This is a genomic window from Bradyrhizobium sp. NBAIM03, from assembly GCF_020194055.1.
In the GTDB taxonomy this organism is placed as follows: domain Bacteria; phylum Pseudomonadota; class Alphaproteobacteria; order Rhizobiales; family Xanthobacteraceae; genus Bradyrhizobium; species Bradyrhizobium yuanmingense.
Genome location: NZ_JADYVS010000021.1, coordinates 66,756 through 82,009, shown reverse-complemented (window position 1 = coordinate 82,009; position 15,254 = coordinate 66,756). Strand labels below are relative to the sequence as shown.

15 protein-coding genes are annotated in these 15,254 nt (G+C 58.2%); 5 read left to right on the top strand and 10 right to left on the bottom strand.

The annotated features are described in order from the left end of the window. Positions 1–123: 123 nt before the first annotated feature. Positions 124–969: a DUF3616 domain-containing protein gene (locus tag I6F21_RS27025; protein WP_225183750.1), complete on the bottom strand. Its 846-nt coding sequence runs from the start codon at positions 967–969 to the stop codon at positions 124–126. A 600-nt stretch (positions 970–1,569) separates the two neighbouring features. Here I6F21_RS27025 and I6F21_RS27015 point away from each other — a divergent pair. Beyond that, complete coding sequence (locus I6F21_RS27015) at positions 1,570–1,764, top strand: hypothetical protein (RefSeq protein ID WP_225183749.1); 195 nt, start codon at positions 1,570–1,572, stop codon at positions 1,762–1,764. Positions 1,765–2,037: 273 nt separating this feature from the next. Here I6F21_RS27015 and istB read toward each other — a convergent pair whose 3' ends face one another. Next, positions 2,038–2,778: an IS21-like element helper ATPase IstB gene (istB, locus tag I6F21_RS27010; RefSeq protein ID WP_225183748.1), complete on the bottom strand. Its 741-nt coding sequence runs from the start codon at positions 2,776–2,778 to the stop codon at positions 2,038–2,040. Positions 2,779–2,789: 11 nt separating this feature from the next. Continuing rightward, positions 2,790–4,313: an IS21 family transposase gene (gene istA / locus I6F21_RS27005; protein ID WP_225183747.1), complete on the bottom strand. Its 1,524-nt coding sequence runs from the start codon at positions 4,311–4,313 to the stop codon at positions 2,790–2,792. On the opposite strand from istA, the gene I6F21_RS27000 reads away from it, so the two are divergent. After that, positions 4,312–4,851 (top strand): hypothetical protein, encoded by a 540-nt coding sequence (locus I6F21_RS27000; RefSeq protein ID WP_225183746.1) that lies wholly within the window; start codon positions 4,312–4,314, stop codon positions 4,849–4,851. The two genes, istA and I6F21_RS27000, sit on opposite strands and share 2 nt — an antisense overlap. Before the next feature lie 668 nt (positions 4,852–5,519). Beyond that, positions 5,520–5,927: a hypothetical protein gene (locus I6F21_RS26995; protein ID WP_225183745.1), complete on the top strand. Its 408-nt coding sequence runs from the start codon at positions 5,520–5,522 to the stop codon at positions 5,925–5,927. Positions 5,928–6,817: 890 nt separating this feature from the next. Here I6F21_RS26995 and I6F21_RS26990 read toward each other — a convergent pair. The 7 genes from I6F21_RS26990 to I6F21_RS26960 all read right to left on the bottom strand — a co-directional run bounded on the left by I6F21_RS26990 (position 6,818) and on the right by I6F21_RS26960 (position 10,256). Continuing rightward, a complete protein-coding gene (locus I6F21_RS26990) occupies positions 6,818–7,162 on the bottom strand; it encodes a hypothetical protein (RefSeq protein WP_225183744.1) in 345 nt (114 codons plus the stop codon). Continuing rightward, positions 7,146–7,625 carry a DUF5681 domain-containing protein gene (locus tag I6F21_RS26985; RefSeq protein WP_225129993.1) on the bottom strand — a complete coding sequence of 160 codons (480 nt, stop codon included), beginning with the start codon at positions 7,623–7,625 and terminating at the stop codon, positions 7,146–7,148. The genes I6F21_RS26990 and I6F21_RS26985 overlap by 17 nt, the downstream gene beginning before the upstream one ends. 141 nt (positions 7,626–7,766) lie before the next feature. Continuing rightward, on the bottom strand, positions 7,767–8,066 hold the full coding sequence (locus I6F21_RS26980; protein WP_225183743.1) for a hypothetical protein: 300 nt from the start codon (positions 8,064–8,066) through the stop codon (positions 7,767–7,769). A gap of 19 nt (positions 8,067–8,085) precedes the next feature. Continuing rightward, positions 8,086–8,313, bottom strand: a complete 228-nt coding sequence (locus I6F21_RS26975) for a hypothetical protein (protein WP_225129990.1) — start codon at positions 8,311–8,313, stop codon at positions 8,086–8,088. A gap of 304 nt (positions 8,314–8,617) precedes the next feature. Next, positions 8,618–8,869 carry a hypothetical protein gene (locus I6F21_RS26970; RefSeq protein ID WP_225183742.1) on the bottom strand — a complete coding sequence of 84 codons (252 nt, stop codon included), beginning with the start codon at positions 8,867–8,869 and terminating at the stop codon, positions 8,618–8,620. A gap of 220 nt (positions 8,870–9,089) precedes the next feature. Continuing rightward, complete coding sequence (locus tag I6F21_RS26965) at positions 9,090–9,641, bottom strand: hypothetical protein (protein ID WP_225183741.1); 552 nt, start codon at positions 9,639–9,641, stop codon at positions 9,090–9,092. Positions 9,642–9,884: 243 nt separating this feature from the next. Then, entirely contained in the window at positions 9,885–10,256 is a 372-nt protein-coding gene (locus I6F21_RS26960; protein WP_225183740.1) for a hypothetical protein, read from the bottom strand. A 330-nt stretch (positions 10,257–10,586) separates the two neighbouring features. Here I6F21_RS26960 and I6F21_RS26955 point away from each other — a divergent pair, with 330 nt between their 5' ends. Further along, entirely contained in the window at positions 10,587–13,784 is a 3,198-nt protein-coding gene (locus I6F21_RS26955) for a hypothetical protein (protein WP_225183739.1), read from the top strand. A 95-nt stretch (positions 13,785–13,879) separates the two neighbouring features. Then, positions 13,880–15,250, top strand: coding sequence for a hypothetical protein (locus I6F21_RS26950; protein WP_225183738.1), 1,371 nt, complete (start codon positions 13,880–13,882; stop codon positions 15,248–15,250). Positions 15,251–15,254: the final 4 nt, after the last annotated feature.

Here is a 15,254-nt window from a genome sequence, read left to right as displayed (position 1 = left end):
CGGATTGCCAAATCTGATGCCGCGACCCCGCGGCGTCCTCTCGATAGGACAACGTGATCAAAGCGTCGGAATCTTGGCGTCGATCCCAGCTCTTGGCATTTCCCTTACAGTCGAGAACGGAGTTTAGTGCGGCTTTCGTGGGATCACGAATTTCAAAGGTCCGCCGTCGCACATACCATCCGCCAAGATTACCAGCTCATATTCGTCGCTGACGTCTCGCAACACCGCCAACGCCTCCGGCTTGAGCTCATCGTCGCACTTGCGGAGCTTGACATCATCGAGTCCAAGGCCGGTAACGTTTTTCAGTTTCGCCACGTCGGCGTGAACGCCATCCCACAGGCCCAGGATCCAACCGGCCTTCTCATTGGCGACATCGTCGTCGGGGCCAGCGAGGACCAGTACGCCGTCATTCACTTGAACCAGATCCCTTATACCGCGGCCTTCGCCGACTTCGACCAACGTGACGTCCGCCTTCGGTGTGTCGGATTCGAATAGTGCGACGGCATCTACCGAGAGGATCGGCGCTCTTGCATCTTTCGCCGGTCCGCGAAAGCCGAAGTGCAAAGTCCCGTTCCGTATTGCGACGCCTTCGATGTTGACGCCTCGTTGCCCTTTGAGGTTGGGAGCCTTCTCGGGCGGCTCGGTTCTCAGGCATTTCTGCTCGCCGATGCTGTCCGACAATGCGGGTAGGGAGCTCATTAAACGCCAGAGGGCGTCGGTATCCTTGTAGTCGGCGAAGTGCTGCGAGGTATCCAGTTTTGCCCTTCCGCTCGTGGGGTCGATAGCGAACCGGATAACATGCCGGCTCCCCGGATTGCTCTCGCAGGTCTTGCGTTTTGCCGAATGGGAGCCCGTAACGTAGAAATATTTGCCGTCGGTGGTCGCCCCTTCTGCGTCCAGTTCCTCGTCCGAGGATCGGAGCGGTACAGCCGCATTGTCGATCACATAGCCCGAGGACGAGACGACCACGTAGTGCGCCAGCGTAGCATCGTCGAAAACGACTAGGCAGGGGCTGCCGGCCCCTGTATTGCAGGCTATTCCGCTGAGCGACTTCCGTGCTTTGTTGGCATGCGACGGGAAGATGAATTGTCCGGCTTCCCACGGGCCCGCGACAGGCTTTACTGTCGGGACGGTTTGAGCGTGGACGTCTGCGGCAATGCTTGAGTGAAGTCTAATGAGGAAACGGAGTTCCCAATGAAAGCCTCGAGCACGTTGCTCGCATATTGGCACCATTTGACCATTTCACTGGGAATCAGCCCTTTCTGTCGAACGATGTGACAACAGATGGAATTCCGTTCTTCTCATAGTGAGCCACTTGACCACGAAAGAGGGCGTTGCCAGGCAGGTCGGCCAAAGCTCGACGAAGTTCAGCGGTAAGATATACATTTATCCGGGAGACCATAACCCGCCTCATTTCCACATCAAAGGGCCGAATTCGAACGCACTTATCGATTTGGTGACGCTAAGTGTCATTAGGGAAGGCATCGAAGAAGGATCTAGACGAAGTAATCGCCTGCGCAAAGAAGGCGGAAAATCGAGCGTTTCTGGCAGCAGAGTGGAGAAGGCTAAATGAGCGAGAATGAGACTATCGATAGCGGAATTCCGCTTCCTCGCACGGCATCGATTAAGCCCTTCGCTCCCTACACCATCGCCGTGAAGTCGGCGGATGGTCCACGCGCCGGGCGGGAGGATGCTATTGATATCAGTCCAATAATCTTCAGTTACAAAATCTACAAACCGCTTCGTGAGAAGGCCGGTTTTTGACGGCGTGCGGATTCCAATGATCGCGCGCAGGTATTCCAATCTGATGCCGCGCAGCTTTCCAATCTGATCGCGCGCAGGTGAAGTACCCGATCGTTAAAGGTAATTGGCACCATCGTTAGTCCGTGGTCAAGCGGCTGCCGAGGAGATCACGTCACATGTTTTGATGGTGTCGTTCGATGGAGCGAAGCTGATCGGACGCGCACCCCCAGCAGTGCCGTAGCGGCCGGTCAGCTTCGCGGGCTGCGGTCTCGGTCTTCATCGGCCGACATGCCATCAAGGCCGAGGAAGAACCGGCGGGCGACGCATGGAGTCACCGTGCAGTTCGAGCCTGTGAGCGTTGTGAACGAGGCGATCAAGTATGGCATCAGCGTAAGTTGGGTCATCTATGAGCTCGTGCCATTTGGCAATTGGAAGCTGGCTGGTGACGAGTGTTGATCGACGGCCGTAGCGGTCTTCGAGGATTTCGAGCAGATAATGCCGGGCATTGGCGTCGACGGCTTGCAGGCCCCAATCGTCCAAAATTAGGAGGTCGACGGCGGCGATGCTCTTCATCTGCGAAGCGAGTCGGCCATCGCCTCGGGCAAGGTCCAGTTCTTCGATCAACCGCGGCAGCCGGGTGTAAAGCACAGAGTGGTTGTCCCGGCAGGCCTTGTGGCCGAGCGCACAGCCAAGCCAGCTTTTTCCGACGCCGGTTGGCCCGACAATGGCGCAATTCTCATGGTTCTTGATCCAGTCTCCCTTGAGCAGCGTGTCGAACAAGCGGCGGTCGAGCCCACGGGGAGCGCGGTAGTCGATATCCTCGGGCACGGCATGATGACGCAGCTTTGCCTTGCGAAGACGAAGCGCCAGGCGCCGGTTGTTACGCCAAGTCGCTTCATGGTCCAGCAGCAACGCCAGCCATTCGGCGTGAGCGAGACCCTGGACCTCCTCATTGTCCGTGAGGCTCGTGAAGGCCTCGGCCATGCCGCTAAGGCCGAGCCGGGTAAGCAAGTGGAGTGTGGGGTGTGTCAGCATTGTCTTCCCTTCTAGTGATAATAGTCCGAGCCTCTGATGTTGGTGTGTACGATCGGCTCGCGCTCGGGGGACGCGGGCGTTGCAACGCGATCGAGCCCCTTCTCGAGGATCGATTTGACGCTTGGGTAGTTGCGCGCCTGGATCTCGAGCGCGCGCAGGGCCGCCGTCTCGAGGCGCTCGGCGCCAAAGCGCTTCTCAAGCCGGAGGATACCCAGGCACGAACGATAGCCCTGTTCGGGATGCGGCCGATCCTCGATGATCCGGTCGACCAGCTGGCGCAGCATCGGGCCAATCCGGGTTGCCTCGCTGCGGATCTTTGCCTGCGTCCACTCGCCATAGCGCCGGTGGCTGGAAGGCATATGGGCGCTGATCGTCGTGTGTCGCCCGTTGCCGCTGCCGCGCATGTGCGCGGCGATACGCTCGCCCCCCAGGAAGATTTCAACCGTTCGCGCGCAGATCCGCGCTTCGACCTCGCGACGGGCGAAGCGATAGGGCACCGAGTAGTAGTGTCGTTCGATCTCGACGTGATAGTCGAGCCCGACCCGGCATCGGCGCCATTCGGCATGGACCCACGGCTCGCCAGGAAGCGACTTAAGATTCGGCGCATCAATTTCCTCGAACAGCTGGCGCCGTGTCCGGCCATACTGACGCAGCACCCGTCCGTCATTGAGCTTGGTCAGCCACTCGGCGATCGCACCGTTGAGTTCGGCCAGGCTGTAAAAAATGCGGTTGCGCAGCCGCCCCAGCAGCCAACGCTCGACGATTCCGACGCAGGCCTCGACCTTCGCCTTATCTCTCGGCCGACGCGGCCGTGCCGGCAAAATCGCCGTGCCGTAATGCTGCGCCATATCGCTGTAGCTGCGGTTGACCATAGGGTCATAGAGGCAGGCCTTGATCACCGCGACCTTGGCGTTGTCGGGTACCAGCAGTTGCGTCGCGCCGCCAAAGAAGCTGAAGGCCGCGCTATGTCCCGCGATCCAGTCGCCGAGCTGCTCGGTCCACGTCGCCAGCGCGAACGACAAGCTGGATGCGCCCATGACCGCGACGAAGATGTGCGCGTCACGCACCTCGCCCGTCTTACGGTCAACCACCGGCACCGTGTCGCCAGCATAGTCGACAAACAATTTCTCGCCCCCGCCGTGGTGCTGGCGCATCACCAGCGGCAGCCGGCCCTCCCAGTTGCGGAACAAGTCACAGAACCGGCTATACCGATACCCGCCGGGATGCTCTGCAATGTACTCGTCCCACAGCACCTGCAAGGTCACATGCTTGCGCTTGAGCTCGCGGGCAATAACGGACCAGTCAGGCTCGGCCACCTTGCGGCGACCCGGCTTCACGCCAGGCACCCCATACAGCCGTTGCTCCAGTTCGGCGTCGCTTATCGCTTCCGGGACGGGCCATGTCAGCCCGGCGCGCGCAAACCGCTTCAGCGTGTCACGGACCGTCGTCGGCCCGACGCCGACACGCTCGCCAACCACGCGTGTCGAGAGCCCAGCCTCAAGGCTCAACCTCACAATCTCGCGCACCTGGCGCATGATAACCCTCCTCGTCGGCATCCAATTCTCCAAGCTGTTCCAGCCGGAGAAATGGCCAACGATCAGGCCTCACACCATCCGAAACTGCGCGCGATCAAGTCGGAATGCTGCGCGGAGAATGCTCGGAACGCTGCGCGCGATCATTTCGGAGCCCCGCGCGCCATCAACTCGGAACGGTGCGCGCGATGATCTCGGAATCGGCATGACGGCGCGCCTTGTCGACAACGATGGGGACGCGGTCATTTGGGATGGTGGCGATGATCTCACGATGTCGGCGGATATGATCTATGCGCTAGCTGAGCAGATCATTACGCCCAAGGAGTTTGCAACTTTTCTCGCGCGCAACAACCTGACTCAAGAGGCGGCTGCGGCCCATCTTGGACGCAGTCGACGCCAGATTGCGACCTACGCAACAACCGGCCCTATCCCCCGGATCGTGGCTTGGGCTTGCTATGGTTTCGACGCGTATCGACGGGCCAAAGCTATGGCTGAGAAGGTTGAAAAGGATGAGCATGCTAAAAACAACAAGACGGCTTAAATTCTATTGATCTGCCACAGCATGTGCTGCTCCGGACTTGTTCGTATCCGAGCCCGTTTTTCGTAGGAAGCAGCGCCAGGATTATTGGAAGAATCGCGTTCGCCCGTTCTGGCAAGAGGTCTGGCCCAAGTCCCGAAACCTTGCTTCAAATAGCATCGCGGACTCGCTGGCTGTCCTGAGCATCGCGGGTTTGCTTCAACCTTAGGCGCGGTTGTGGACTGGCTGCAGCCCCTGGAGCATCCCCACCATGTTGTGCACGAGCTGGATGAGTCAGGACTGTGCGCCCGATTTCCCAAAGCCGCATTGCGTTTGCTCGACGCTATCATCAGTGATCAACCTTGGGCTCCCAGAGAACTTGTGAAGTGCCTGGAGGCTATCGTGCAAGCGATACCGGGGTTGCGAAAAGACAATCGATATCAGCGCTTGGCTGAGTATGCGCGAAAACACAGGGTCTGACGTTGACACTTAAATCCGCAAAAAATTGAGATGGTGCATGAATACGCAAGGCATCTCGCAGGGAGTCTGCCCGCCAAGGATCGGACGATGCACCTCAACCAGTGCGACGGTCTCGTTTCGGTTCTTTGGCGTCACGGACGACGGTCACAATCTCAAAATATGAAACACTCGCAAGCCGGAATACCGCGCGACAGATCCTGCTGAGGTCCTGAATGCCGCTTTTGACGAACGATCCCCTTACGCAACTCGCGTTCTCCATCTACGAGAGCAAGGGCGTGTTTGCGCTCCTGTTGGGGGCCGGCCTCTCCCGTGCCGCCGACATTCCGACCGGATGGGAAATCACGCTCGACGGAGACTATAACGACGCCCGAATCTTAAACACGGAATCCGAGCTGAGCGGCTACCCGGCGCAATACGACACCTGTGCGGTTGGTCTGGAGAATGGGATCATGCCCTTCGTGCGGCGTTTCTTCGCGCGCCGAACCCCGGCGATACTCGATGTTCTGGGCTGCGCGCGGTACACTTGGCGACGGCCGCAGCAGTTGATCGAACATCGGAAGGCTCCGACAATTCCGATCATCGATGCGAATAAACGCATGATGGGACGGGTGCGCTGGTAAGTCGTGGCACGCGTTTGTTGCAATAGAGAAGGAGCTGCCAGATGAAACGGCCGACCCCAGGAACCCAGCGTGCGAATTTCAATGCTCTGGCGAATTTCAGGCGTTTTTGGCGAGACTGCGATGGTTGGCAATCGAACCAAGCGGCCGGGTTCGCCTCATTTCCCGCGTCGATAGAGTACCGATGGAGGGGTAACACACGGCTATTTCGCTCTGACGTAACAATCATATCTCACAGCGGCCCGGACGATGGGAGAGTCGATATTGAGGAAGCACATAGGGTACATGTTGACGACTTCCACCTTCGCTTCGAAGCGCGTTGGCAACAGTACACATTCGACGAAGATTCTGGCTCGCTCACCATTACGGGATCGTCACACAAAATGGGAGGACCGTATATTGTGAACGTCATGCCGATCTTGGTGAGAGAGGACCAAGGCGAACCTCGCGAAGGCGATTGAGCGCAACATTCAGTACGGCTGATGGTGGGGCTTTGTTGTACTCGGTGCCTTTTGACCTTTCCGGGGTAACCTAACTGGCAACCACCTATCGCTTCGACCACCACGCGCGTTCTTGGGCCAGCGCGTCCGGAGGCGTCGCAGGATGAACCCGGCCGGGAAAGTAGGGCGCCGAATGACTGTAAGCGTCAGCCCGCTGGTGCCGCTAATCCGGACGCCCGTCGGCCCGCCAACCACCGAGCCGCCGTAATCTCGCCCGAGCCGGGCGAAGATCAGAGCGAGGATCTGCTCCGGATCCTTCTGAAGGGTTACCGGCTGGTAATCGGCCTCGACGATTGGGGGGGCGGATCCTTGAAGGTGCGACTGTAGGCATAACCCGCCTTCGCGAGCCGGCGTTCGTTCACCGGCCGACTCCAAATTGCGATTGCCGCGGCGCTAACCGCGGCGCCTCTTGCGGTGGCACGTCGCTTTAGTGCGGAGCAATCGTCTGCCACCAATCATCGAAGCTTCCGAAGTCCGCTCGTCACCTCTCGGTAGTCCGCCCACGGTCAAGGCCGTCTCTCCGGCGACATAGGCCGCATCAGCGGCCCGCTTGACGAATTCCTCCAGATTCTCGTTCGCTTCGCGCTTCCACCTCAGAGTGCCGGCGTAGGCCCAACTGATCGGCCCTGGTGGACCGCCTTCTACGAACAAGATCCGGAAAGCCTTGTCGGTCGGGTGGCGCTTCGCGTTGAGCTTGCGCTCGATCGCGGCGAGCCGAGCTTCAATCTTCTTCGTCATTGGTTCCGGTCCTTTGTTCGAGTTGCGCGAGGCGCGCTTCGATGTCGGCGGTCTCGATCGCGCGGCGTTGCATCTCGATGGCGGCAGAAACCTCCATGGCCTCGGCCGGCGATAGCTCACCGTCCGCCTTGGCTGCCGTGACAGCATCCAAAGCGGCCACAACGTCGCCCGTAGTTTTCATCCGCGGCAGCGGAAACCGCACGGGGCGGCCCCGGCGCCGCGGCATGACCCGGTCCAAGATCAATCGAGCTGCGCCCATGTCGCCGCCCTTCGCTTTTCTGACGACCCTAGCGACCACGGCTTCGAGGTCAGCCGACATCAGCGCCTCGGCCAGGACTGTTGTCGCGTGACGAGTCCCTGGCCGTTTGCCTGCCGGATTTCCAGAACGACCCTTCGGAAAGGGCCGGCCGCGGACTCGCTGCTTTGGCGCTGCATTTGCTGCAGCTGAACGTTCCGTCGTCACGGCTTCAGTTGCGGGTTCCGATGAAGGCGACGTGCCGAACCGGACGCGACATCTGCTTGAAGATGGTACCGTTGCCGAGGAAGCGCGTCGCCTGGTGACCACCCGGCAGCGTCTCGCGGATCATGCGGTGCTCGAACGGTTTCAGGTCTGGCGGGTTGAGACCATACTCAACCGCTCGGCGCGGATCTGGTCGCACACCGTGTTGAGCGTGGAGCTATCCCGCGCGATCACTGCAAGCTCCGTGTCTTTCCACTTTTGGAATGCCGCTGCAGCGCGGTTAAGCCTGACCTGATAATCGAGAATGCTTCCGTTCATCATCGGAAGCGAAGCGCGCTCGCCGAGCGCGACGTACGCGACGTCGGCCCTGGCCCGCAAATCGGCAAATGCATTGCGGGTAGCCGGCGTCTGATGGACTGGTTGGCGAAGCTGCAGCTCGCGCACGTGCGAGAAGAGTTCGATTTCAGAGCGCGAGACGGAGCCGGCCGCAGTGCGCTGTGCTTTCGTCCGGATCGTTGCCCATCGGATCGCCGTCGTCCTCGTCCTTCTTCTTAGCGTCGGACTTGAACTGCTTCAGCTCACCATCGAGCGCGTCGTATTTCGCGTTCATCTGCTCGCCGACCTTCGCTACGTCGGCGCGCGAGCTTTCGGCGATCGCATTACTCGCAGGAAGAAGTGCTTCGGGATTCACTCGTGGATCTCCTGGGAGTGCGTGTGTGAGTGCGTCCCTGCGTCGATTGAACCTACTGCAAATCCCGCGCGCTCGCGAATAAGGGTAACAAGCGCGCAAGTTGATCTGTCAGCACACATCCTGCATGATCATTCGCGCTGATCCGGATCTCCTCTTTCCAGCCCAACCGCTCCGTCGTGCTGACGTGCCGGCAACGGCGGGGCGGTTTTTTAGAGACCCGACTTAGCGCGGACGTACCGCCGATCGTTCTCGTTGGCCCCGGCGTGAGTGGTCGCGCGCCGGGGCCATTAAATCCGCGAGAGTCTTACGCTCTTCCCGGAGCTCCGCCGCCGCTCAATTGTTTGAGCTGTTGGCTAATCTCAGCGAGGAAGTAATTGCGCAGCTTTTCCAAAGCCAATGTCGATACCTCCGGCGAGCCATCGCGCACCACTTGCTCGAATGCGCTCACGATCCGCTCGAGCTGAACGATTATCTGATCATCGGGCAGGCCCGCGAGCCTTATGATGGCGGCGTCGACCATCTGCTTGAATGTCGCGGCATCTTTCTCGTCTGGCATGTACTAGTGCCTCTAAGAGTTGCTTCCCTTCCGGGCAGCCCCGCCGCGCTCCCTGTGCTGTCGGCGCCTGGGATTTTCGGACAACTGAGCGACCGATGTACTCGATCAGCCGCGGCCGGTGCGTCATGTGTCCATGCGTCGCGGAGTGCGTAACGACAAACAGCGGCCGCGCAGCACTTCGACGAGAAGACGATGCTCTCATTTGAGGCAGCGATGGCCGTCATCGACGCGCGGCTTGAAGGGGTTGGGCACTCAGTTGAGATTCAAGTTCTCGGATCGCTTCATCGGCCTTGGTCACAATGTCTGTGAGCGTGTTTATAAGGTCATTTCTCGTGTGGGCTTCAGCCTTCGTGAAATCAAACTCGATATGTCTGCCGATTGCTGGCTTGTCGGGCTGATCTTTGGCGATCCGGGCGACATATCCCGCGCTCTCCTGGTACTGATAATATGCTTCTGTAATTTTCTGAACCTCGATTGGTGTAAGCAATCCTAAGTTCTGGATGTTGGCAATATATACCTTGAAGCTGTCGACCAGAGGAATCCAGGTGAAGTCGTTGCGCTCAACATAAGCGATCTCTGATCTCATCAAGTTCGCCAGACTGGTGAGTTCGGCCTTGAGCGAGGTGCGTAGTACGGTCCGTGTGTTCTCGCGCAAGCGACGCTCCGTTCTTGGCGTTTGAAGCGCATTCCATCCAAGGCCCGCCAATACTCCGACGAAACCAAACACGCCGGATACGATAGAAGGCAAGATGCTGATGCTTTCTGCTGCCATCGCGGATCCTCAAGTGATCCTACACATTCTACACGCCAAGGCTTTACCGAAAAAGGTTGCATTTTGGCGCACTCCGACTCCTTACTCCCAGAGATAGGTGCGCCGCCATGCTCATGGCTCCCGGATGATAGGGAGCACCTTGGTTGGTGCCCTTGCGGCTTCCGCGCATTTTGATGCTTTCAATCGCGAGCGCTATGTGCTCTGCGCTGTTTTCGGGAAGGCGTTGAACTTGGTCACCCAGCTCTAGCCGTCCAGCTGCCTATCATTGCCCAAGTGGTGCATCGACGACAAAAGGAAGGTGCCTTGCTGCGCAGCACTCTGGTAGATCAACGACGACATGGTCTGCTGCGAGTTCGTAATCAGCGTCTTTGGCATCCGGATTTCATCGCCGATTTTCAAGTCCGCGCGCATCACGGTTTTGAAGGCGATCGACGGTGCCTGAATCCATGTGGGCTGACCGATCAGATCATTGGAAGCGATCTGCTTTGCGCCGGACTGGGCGCCGCCGAGTAAGTAGCGGATTGCCTGACGCGGTCCGCGCGTCCGTAAGCATTGAAGCCCACGTCCGGTAATGACGACCTGCCATCGACCGATCACGTGAGTGAGGTGGGGCATGCGGCTTTATTGCGTTCTAAACAAACGAGTGAAGAAAAAATGCGCAAGGTGGCGGATCGAGAGCGCGAAACATCGACATCACGGGTTTTGATCCTCAGCATCGAAAATCTCTTGACGATTCAAGAGAATATTCGATAAATCGCGCCACTACTGTAGGTTATGTTCTCAATTTTCGGGTCGGTGTCCGATAGGAGATCTCCGCTCAATTTGTTGCGGGCCGCCCGCTATCTACCGCGCAGGCCCTCGACGAGGGCTGGTACGAATTTCTAAAATCCAAGCCTATTTGCTCGCTCAGGACTATCTCCGATGACAGTATGGGAAATTGACGGGATGACTGTGCGCGAGCAGCTCTTTACATTACTGCGCAACCTGCGGTGGATTGCTGTCTTCTCGGTCCTCATTTCAATATTGCTGTACTTGCCAGATCAGATTCAAGAGCTCTACCGGATAGCCGCTGACGATATTGGGTGGGTAACGCTCAAGGAGTTCGTCGCCGTAGGCGTGATTGCGCTTACGATCTGGGCGGCCGCTTTTCAGCTTAGCGCCGCAACCCTGCCTCATATCCCGCCCGCTAGGGGGACCGTGGCGCTTTGTATCAAAGTTGCACCCATTGTACTCGGAGCGTTGCCGATCATCGCCGCGACGGCAGGTCAACTCGCCTCGCGGCCGGCTGAAAAGATCGGAGAGGTCGAGGAGGTCGGGAGTATCTTCCGCATTCAGGACCAAGCGCTCGCCTTCGAGCGGAACATGCTACTCATCCTTGCGCTTGCCATGTTGATCCTGCTCGCCTCGTTTGTCGTATTCGCTTGGCAGATGGGATCAAAACATCGCTCGGCGGCACTCGCGAACCGGGCGAACATCGCCTATTTCATCCGCTATAGATTTCTCGCGCTCACGATCGGCGGTATCGCCCTGTTGACGACCGGGTTCGTTTTGTTTCCGGACAGACTTGCACAATTCGTCGGATCGTTCGGCGTAATCGCTCTCTTTGCGATGTGCGTGGCCGGTCTCACCACCCACTTTGCACTACTGACGATCAGGTTCAATTTTCCTTTTATACCGGTTGTGTTTGGCGGCTTGTTCGTGGTTGCCTCATTGTTCGGAGGCGATGACCACGGGCTACGCAGCGTGGCCGGAGCAACCGGCCCATCAGAAGACATGCGCACTTCTGCAGTCGAAGCATTTCGGGATTGGCTTCGGCAAAAACCGCGCCTGGCCGAGGCCGAGAGGCTCGGAGAATATCCGGTGTTCATTGTGGCTGCCCAGGGCGGAGGCATCTACGCAGCCAACAATGCGGCGCGCTTTCTTGCCAGGATGCAGGATCTCTGTCCGGCATTTCGGCAGCATCTGTTTGCGATAAGCGGCGTCTCCGGGGGGAGTGTCGGCTCGGCAATCTTTGCAGCTGCGCTTCATGCCGACAAGGCGCCACTTGATACGGTCGCTCCCGACGCAAAGACATGCCCGAAGATCGCCGACTTTCTGGCCGGCGCCGGCCGGGCCGAGGATGTCGATGCCCCCGGGCAGGTGGAACAGCGCGTTGCAAGCATCTTGGAGACTGATTTTCTCTCGCCCTTGGTTGCCGGTTTTCTATTTACCGACTTCACCCAGCTGTTTTCTCCGTTCGCTATCCCAAGTTTTGATCGCGCGCGTTTTCTGGAGTACACGCTGGAGAATGCTGCAGACAGAATGCTCAAGAACCAAAAGGGTGTTGGCGACCAATCCAATCTGCTAAAGGCCGATTTTCAGTCACATTGGACACCTTCCAACAATATGCCGGCGCTGTTGTTGAACACGACGGATGCCGGTAGCGGCAAGCGCGTTGTGATCTCGCCATTCGATATCGACCCGCTCCACGTGAAAGACAAAGACCTCTGTATTCTCTCGATGCTTGATCGTGCCGGCACAGGAGCCGATCAAAGTGTCAAGAGCCACTCGCTGCGGATTCCGCTTAGTGCCGCGGCCTTTACCAGCGCTCGGTTTCCATGGGTGACGCCGGCAGCGACGGTCTCCTTGCGGAACGATTGTATTACCGCCAATCCGCAGGCCCGCCTCGTGGACGGCGGATATGTCGAGAATTCCGGAATAGAGACCGCGCTCGATTTGATTGAGCGGCTCAAGAGCATCAAGGGCACCTCTGACGCGCCAAAATTCCGGATTTATCTGCTGTCGCTGGTGAGCGGTCAGTTTGGAGACCACGGCTCTTTCAAGTTCGGTGAGCTCATGGAGCCGGTGCGCGCGCTCTTGAGCACGCGAACCTCTCGAACCTATGTTGCGCTCGACCACGCGAACAATATCGATCGTCGGCCAACGAGCGATGTAACGCCTAGCGTGCAACGCTTTCCAACGTTCGGTCGAATAGACATCACAGGCTCGTTTTACAACCTGCCGCTTGGTTGGACGCTATCTGAGAAAACCGAAGATATCATTTCGCTAAGCAGCGGCCGCTTTTGGGATTGTGTGCCGAAGGATGACTTCGATCAATCCCGCAAGAAGCAGAGCAACGCGGATTGCTTGCAAGTGAAATTGTTTCATCTCTTGAACGGATCCGTCGCATCTGCATTTGAGGCACTTAGGGATGCCAAGCTTGCAAAGGCTGCTTACGCCGATGAGTTGGAGAAGGAATACAGGCCCGCTTCAAAGATCAAGCCGCAGCCGTTACTTGCTTGCTATGAGAGCAAGTGGTTGCAGGAGCGTGGCTATCAGAAATACCAGGATAAAGTCTCTGCGTACGAGCATGAACTGGCCGAATCGAGCAAGAATCATGCGCCAGTTCCTGCACCCGTGCCGCCATATCGCAAGAGCTATATGGCGTATTTCCAGGCCGAGCAGGTCAAGGCTTTGCTGCAGGAATGGGACCGCATCGAGGAGCGCGATCCACGGATCCTGGCCTATATCCTGGGGGCAATCTCCTACGACAGCGCCGATTTTACACGCAGCAGCGAAGACTTCTCTTACAGCGCGGTCTCTCAACTGCCGCGTAAATGGCGCGACCGAATAGAAAAGAACAACGCCGACCTAGCGGCCGCGAACAAATCGCCCGTCGGCATGGAGGCGTTGCTCAACCATCCGAAGGAATTGGCCAACTTTGTTCTTGGTTACGAGGGCAACCCCTTCGGAAACCAGGTGGGGACGGACGACGGTTGGCTGTTTCGTCCACGAGGAATGTATCAACTGGTGGGACGCGAGCAATATCAGGAAGCGCAGAACCAAATGCAAGAGATCGGAGAACTGGCCGGGCTTGATCTCCTCACGCTTCCCGATGCACTGCGCGATGCGAAGATCTCAGCCAAGGTCGCCTTCGCTCACTTTCGGCTTCATCCCTATCGGAACCGAACGTTGTTTGAGTTGCTCAAGGATCCCTCGAAGGACTGGATCGCCGTGCGCGCGCTGCAAACCGACATGGAGCATGGCCCAACCGATAGGGAGCGTGTCCATGCAAGAAGCCAGATGTTTCTCGGCTGCATTGAAGAGGCGTTACATCCGACACAACTCAAGACCTTGCAGAGTAAATTTTACGGCAGCGAGTAAACATCCTGATACCGGGCCGCGGGCGGGAATTATGTGACTGAAAGCGATGTAGATCGGACTTTCGATTGTTTAGTCTTACAGGGGAATTGCTGACGATGGCAAAAGGTGAAATCCGCCGGTCAAAACTTGGTTGGCTGTTTACAAGTCTGTCCGCAGCGGGGCTGATCGTCGCCGTTGCCTTGGGAGCAGGAACAGCCCGGGCCGAGACGCCATCGAAGCCGCTTTCGGCCAACGACGTGTCCATCCTGTTTCCTCCACCGAAAGCGCCAGCAGACCTCGTCAATCTGATCGCGGTGTCCGACCTCGCCGGCCCCACTGGGGCTCCGCAGCGGCTTTTGTCCGATGAGGATTTTTCGCGTTTCGTTGCAAACGCCGAAAATCCAGAACGCGAAGGCGTGCCGGACTCGGGCACACGCCGCATTCAGCTGCCTGATATCGTGAAAAAGATCGATGCCTGGTTCGTTGCGGGCATCCGGATCGATCCGGGAGCCCCGGGATTATCTACTGATGTCATCGCCCAGTTTGGCCGGCAACCGCAAATCCGCCTGATCATTCAGCCGGTGACCAATGGACCCCAGGGATTGAAGGTCCATGACACTGCCGGTCATCTTATCTTCAGTTTCAACCTCGAGCCTGATTCACCTCTTGATGGTTGTGGGCCATTCCCGCGATTTAAACCTGACGATCAAGCTTTCAAGGCAATCGTTCGTGACGTTGCATCATTGCGTGATCAACTTGCGGCGGGAAAGTTCGGCAATGTCAAGGTCTCGACTGCCGGTGACATGAACGTGCACCCGGGCCTTATCGGTGCATCCGCAAAACCGTTTCGTGATGCCCTCAAAGCTTTGCTGGAAAAGCATCTCTCGCCGCAGCGCCTCAACACCATGGCTGTCATGGGGATTTCACCGCCCGAACCCTGGGTTTTCGTCTCGATGCTGAGGGTCCCGCAGGCCGGGTTGATACCAGTGCCTGGCCCGACGCTCGACGGCCTTCATGCCGCGCAGATGTTCAGCATCGTCGGCCAGACGCACGTGGTCCCGCGGCCTGTCACGAACAACCAGAATCCGACGACGTGTCGCCACGCGGCGCTGCAGAATCCTCCCTTGGACCCGGCCGATCGTAAGGGTGTTTCGACAGCCGATTTCATCGATGCCAAGGTGCCAAATAGCCGCGTACTCGAGATCGTCAATGTCATTGCCGACACGAAGAAGAGTCATTTTTTCAATACGGATTGCGTGAGCTGTCACACCGAAACCGCCCAGCCGCTGGCCAGGAAAGTGCAAGGCTTCGCGGTGTCAGGCGTGAACCGAGCCGTTCTACCGAAAGAAGACTGGAATGTTCGCAATTTCGGTTGGTTCCCCTCATTCCTGCATGGTGGCCCAGCGGCCGCGACCATAACGCGACGCGCGGCAGCCGAGACCACCGACGTCGTCACCTTCATCAATAGCCAATTGCTGAACAAGTAATAAG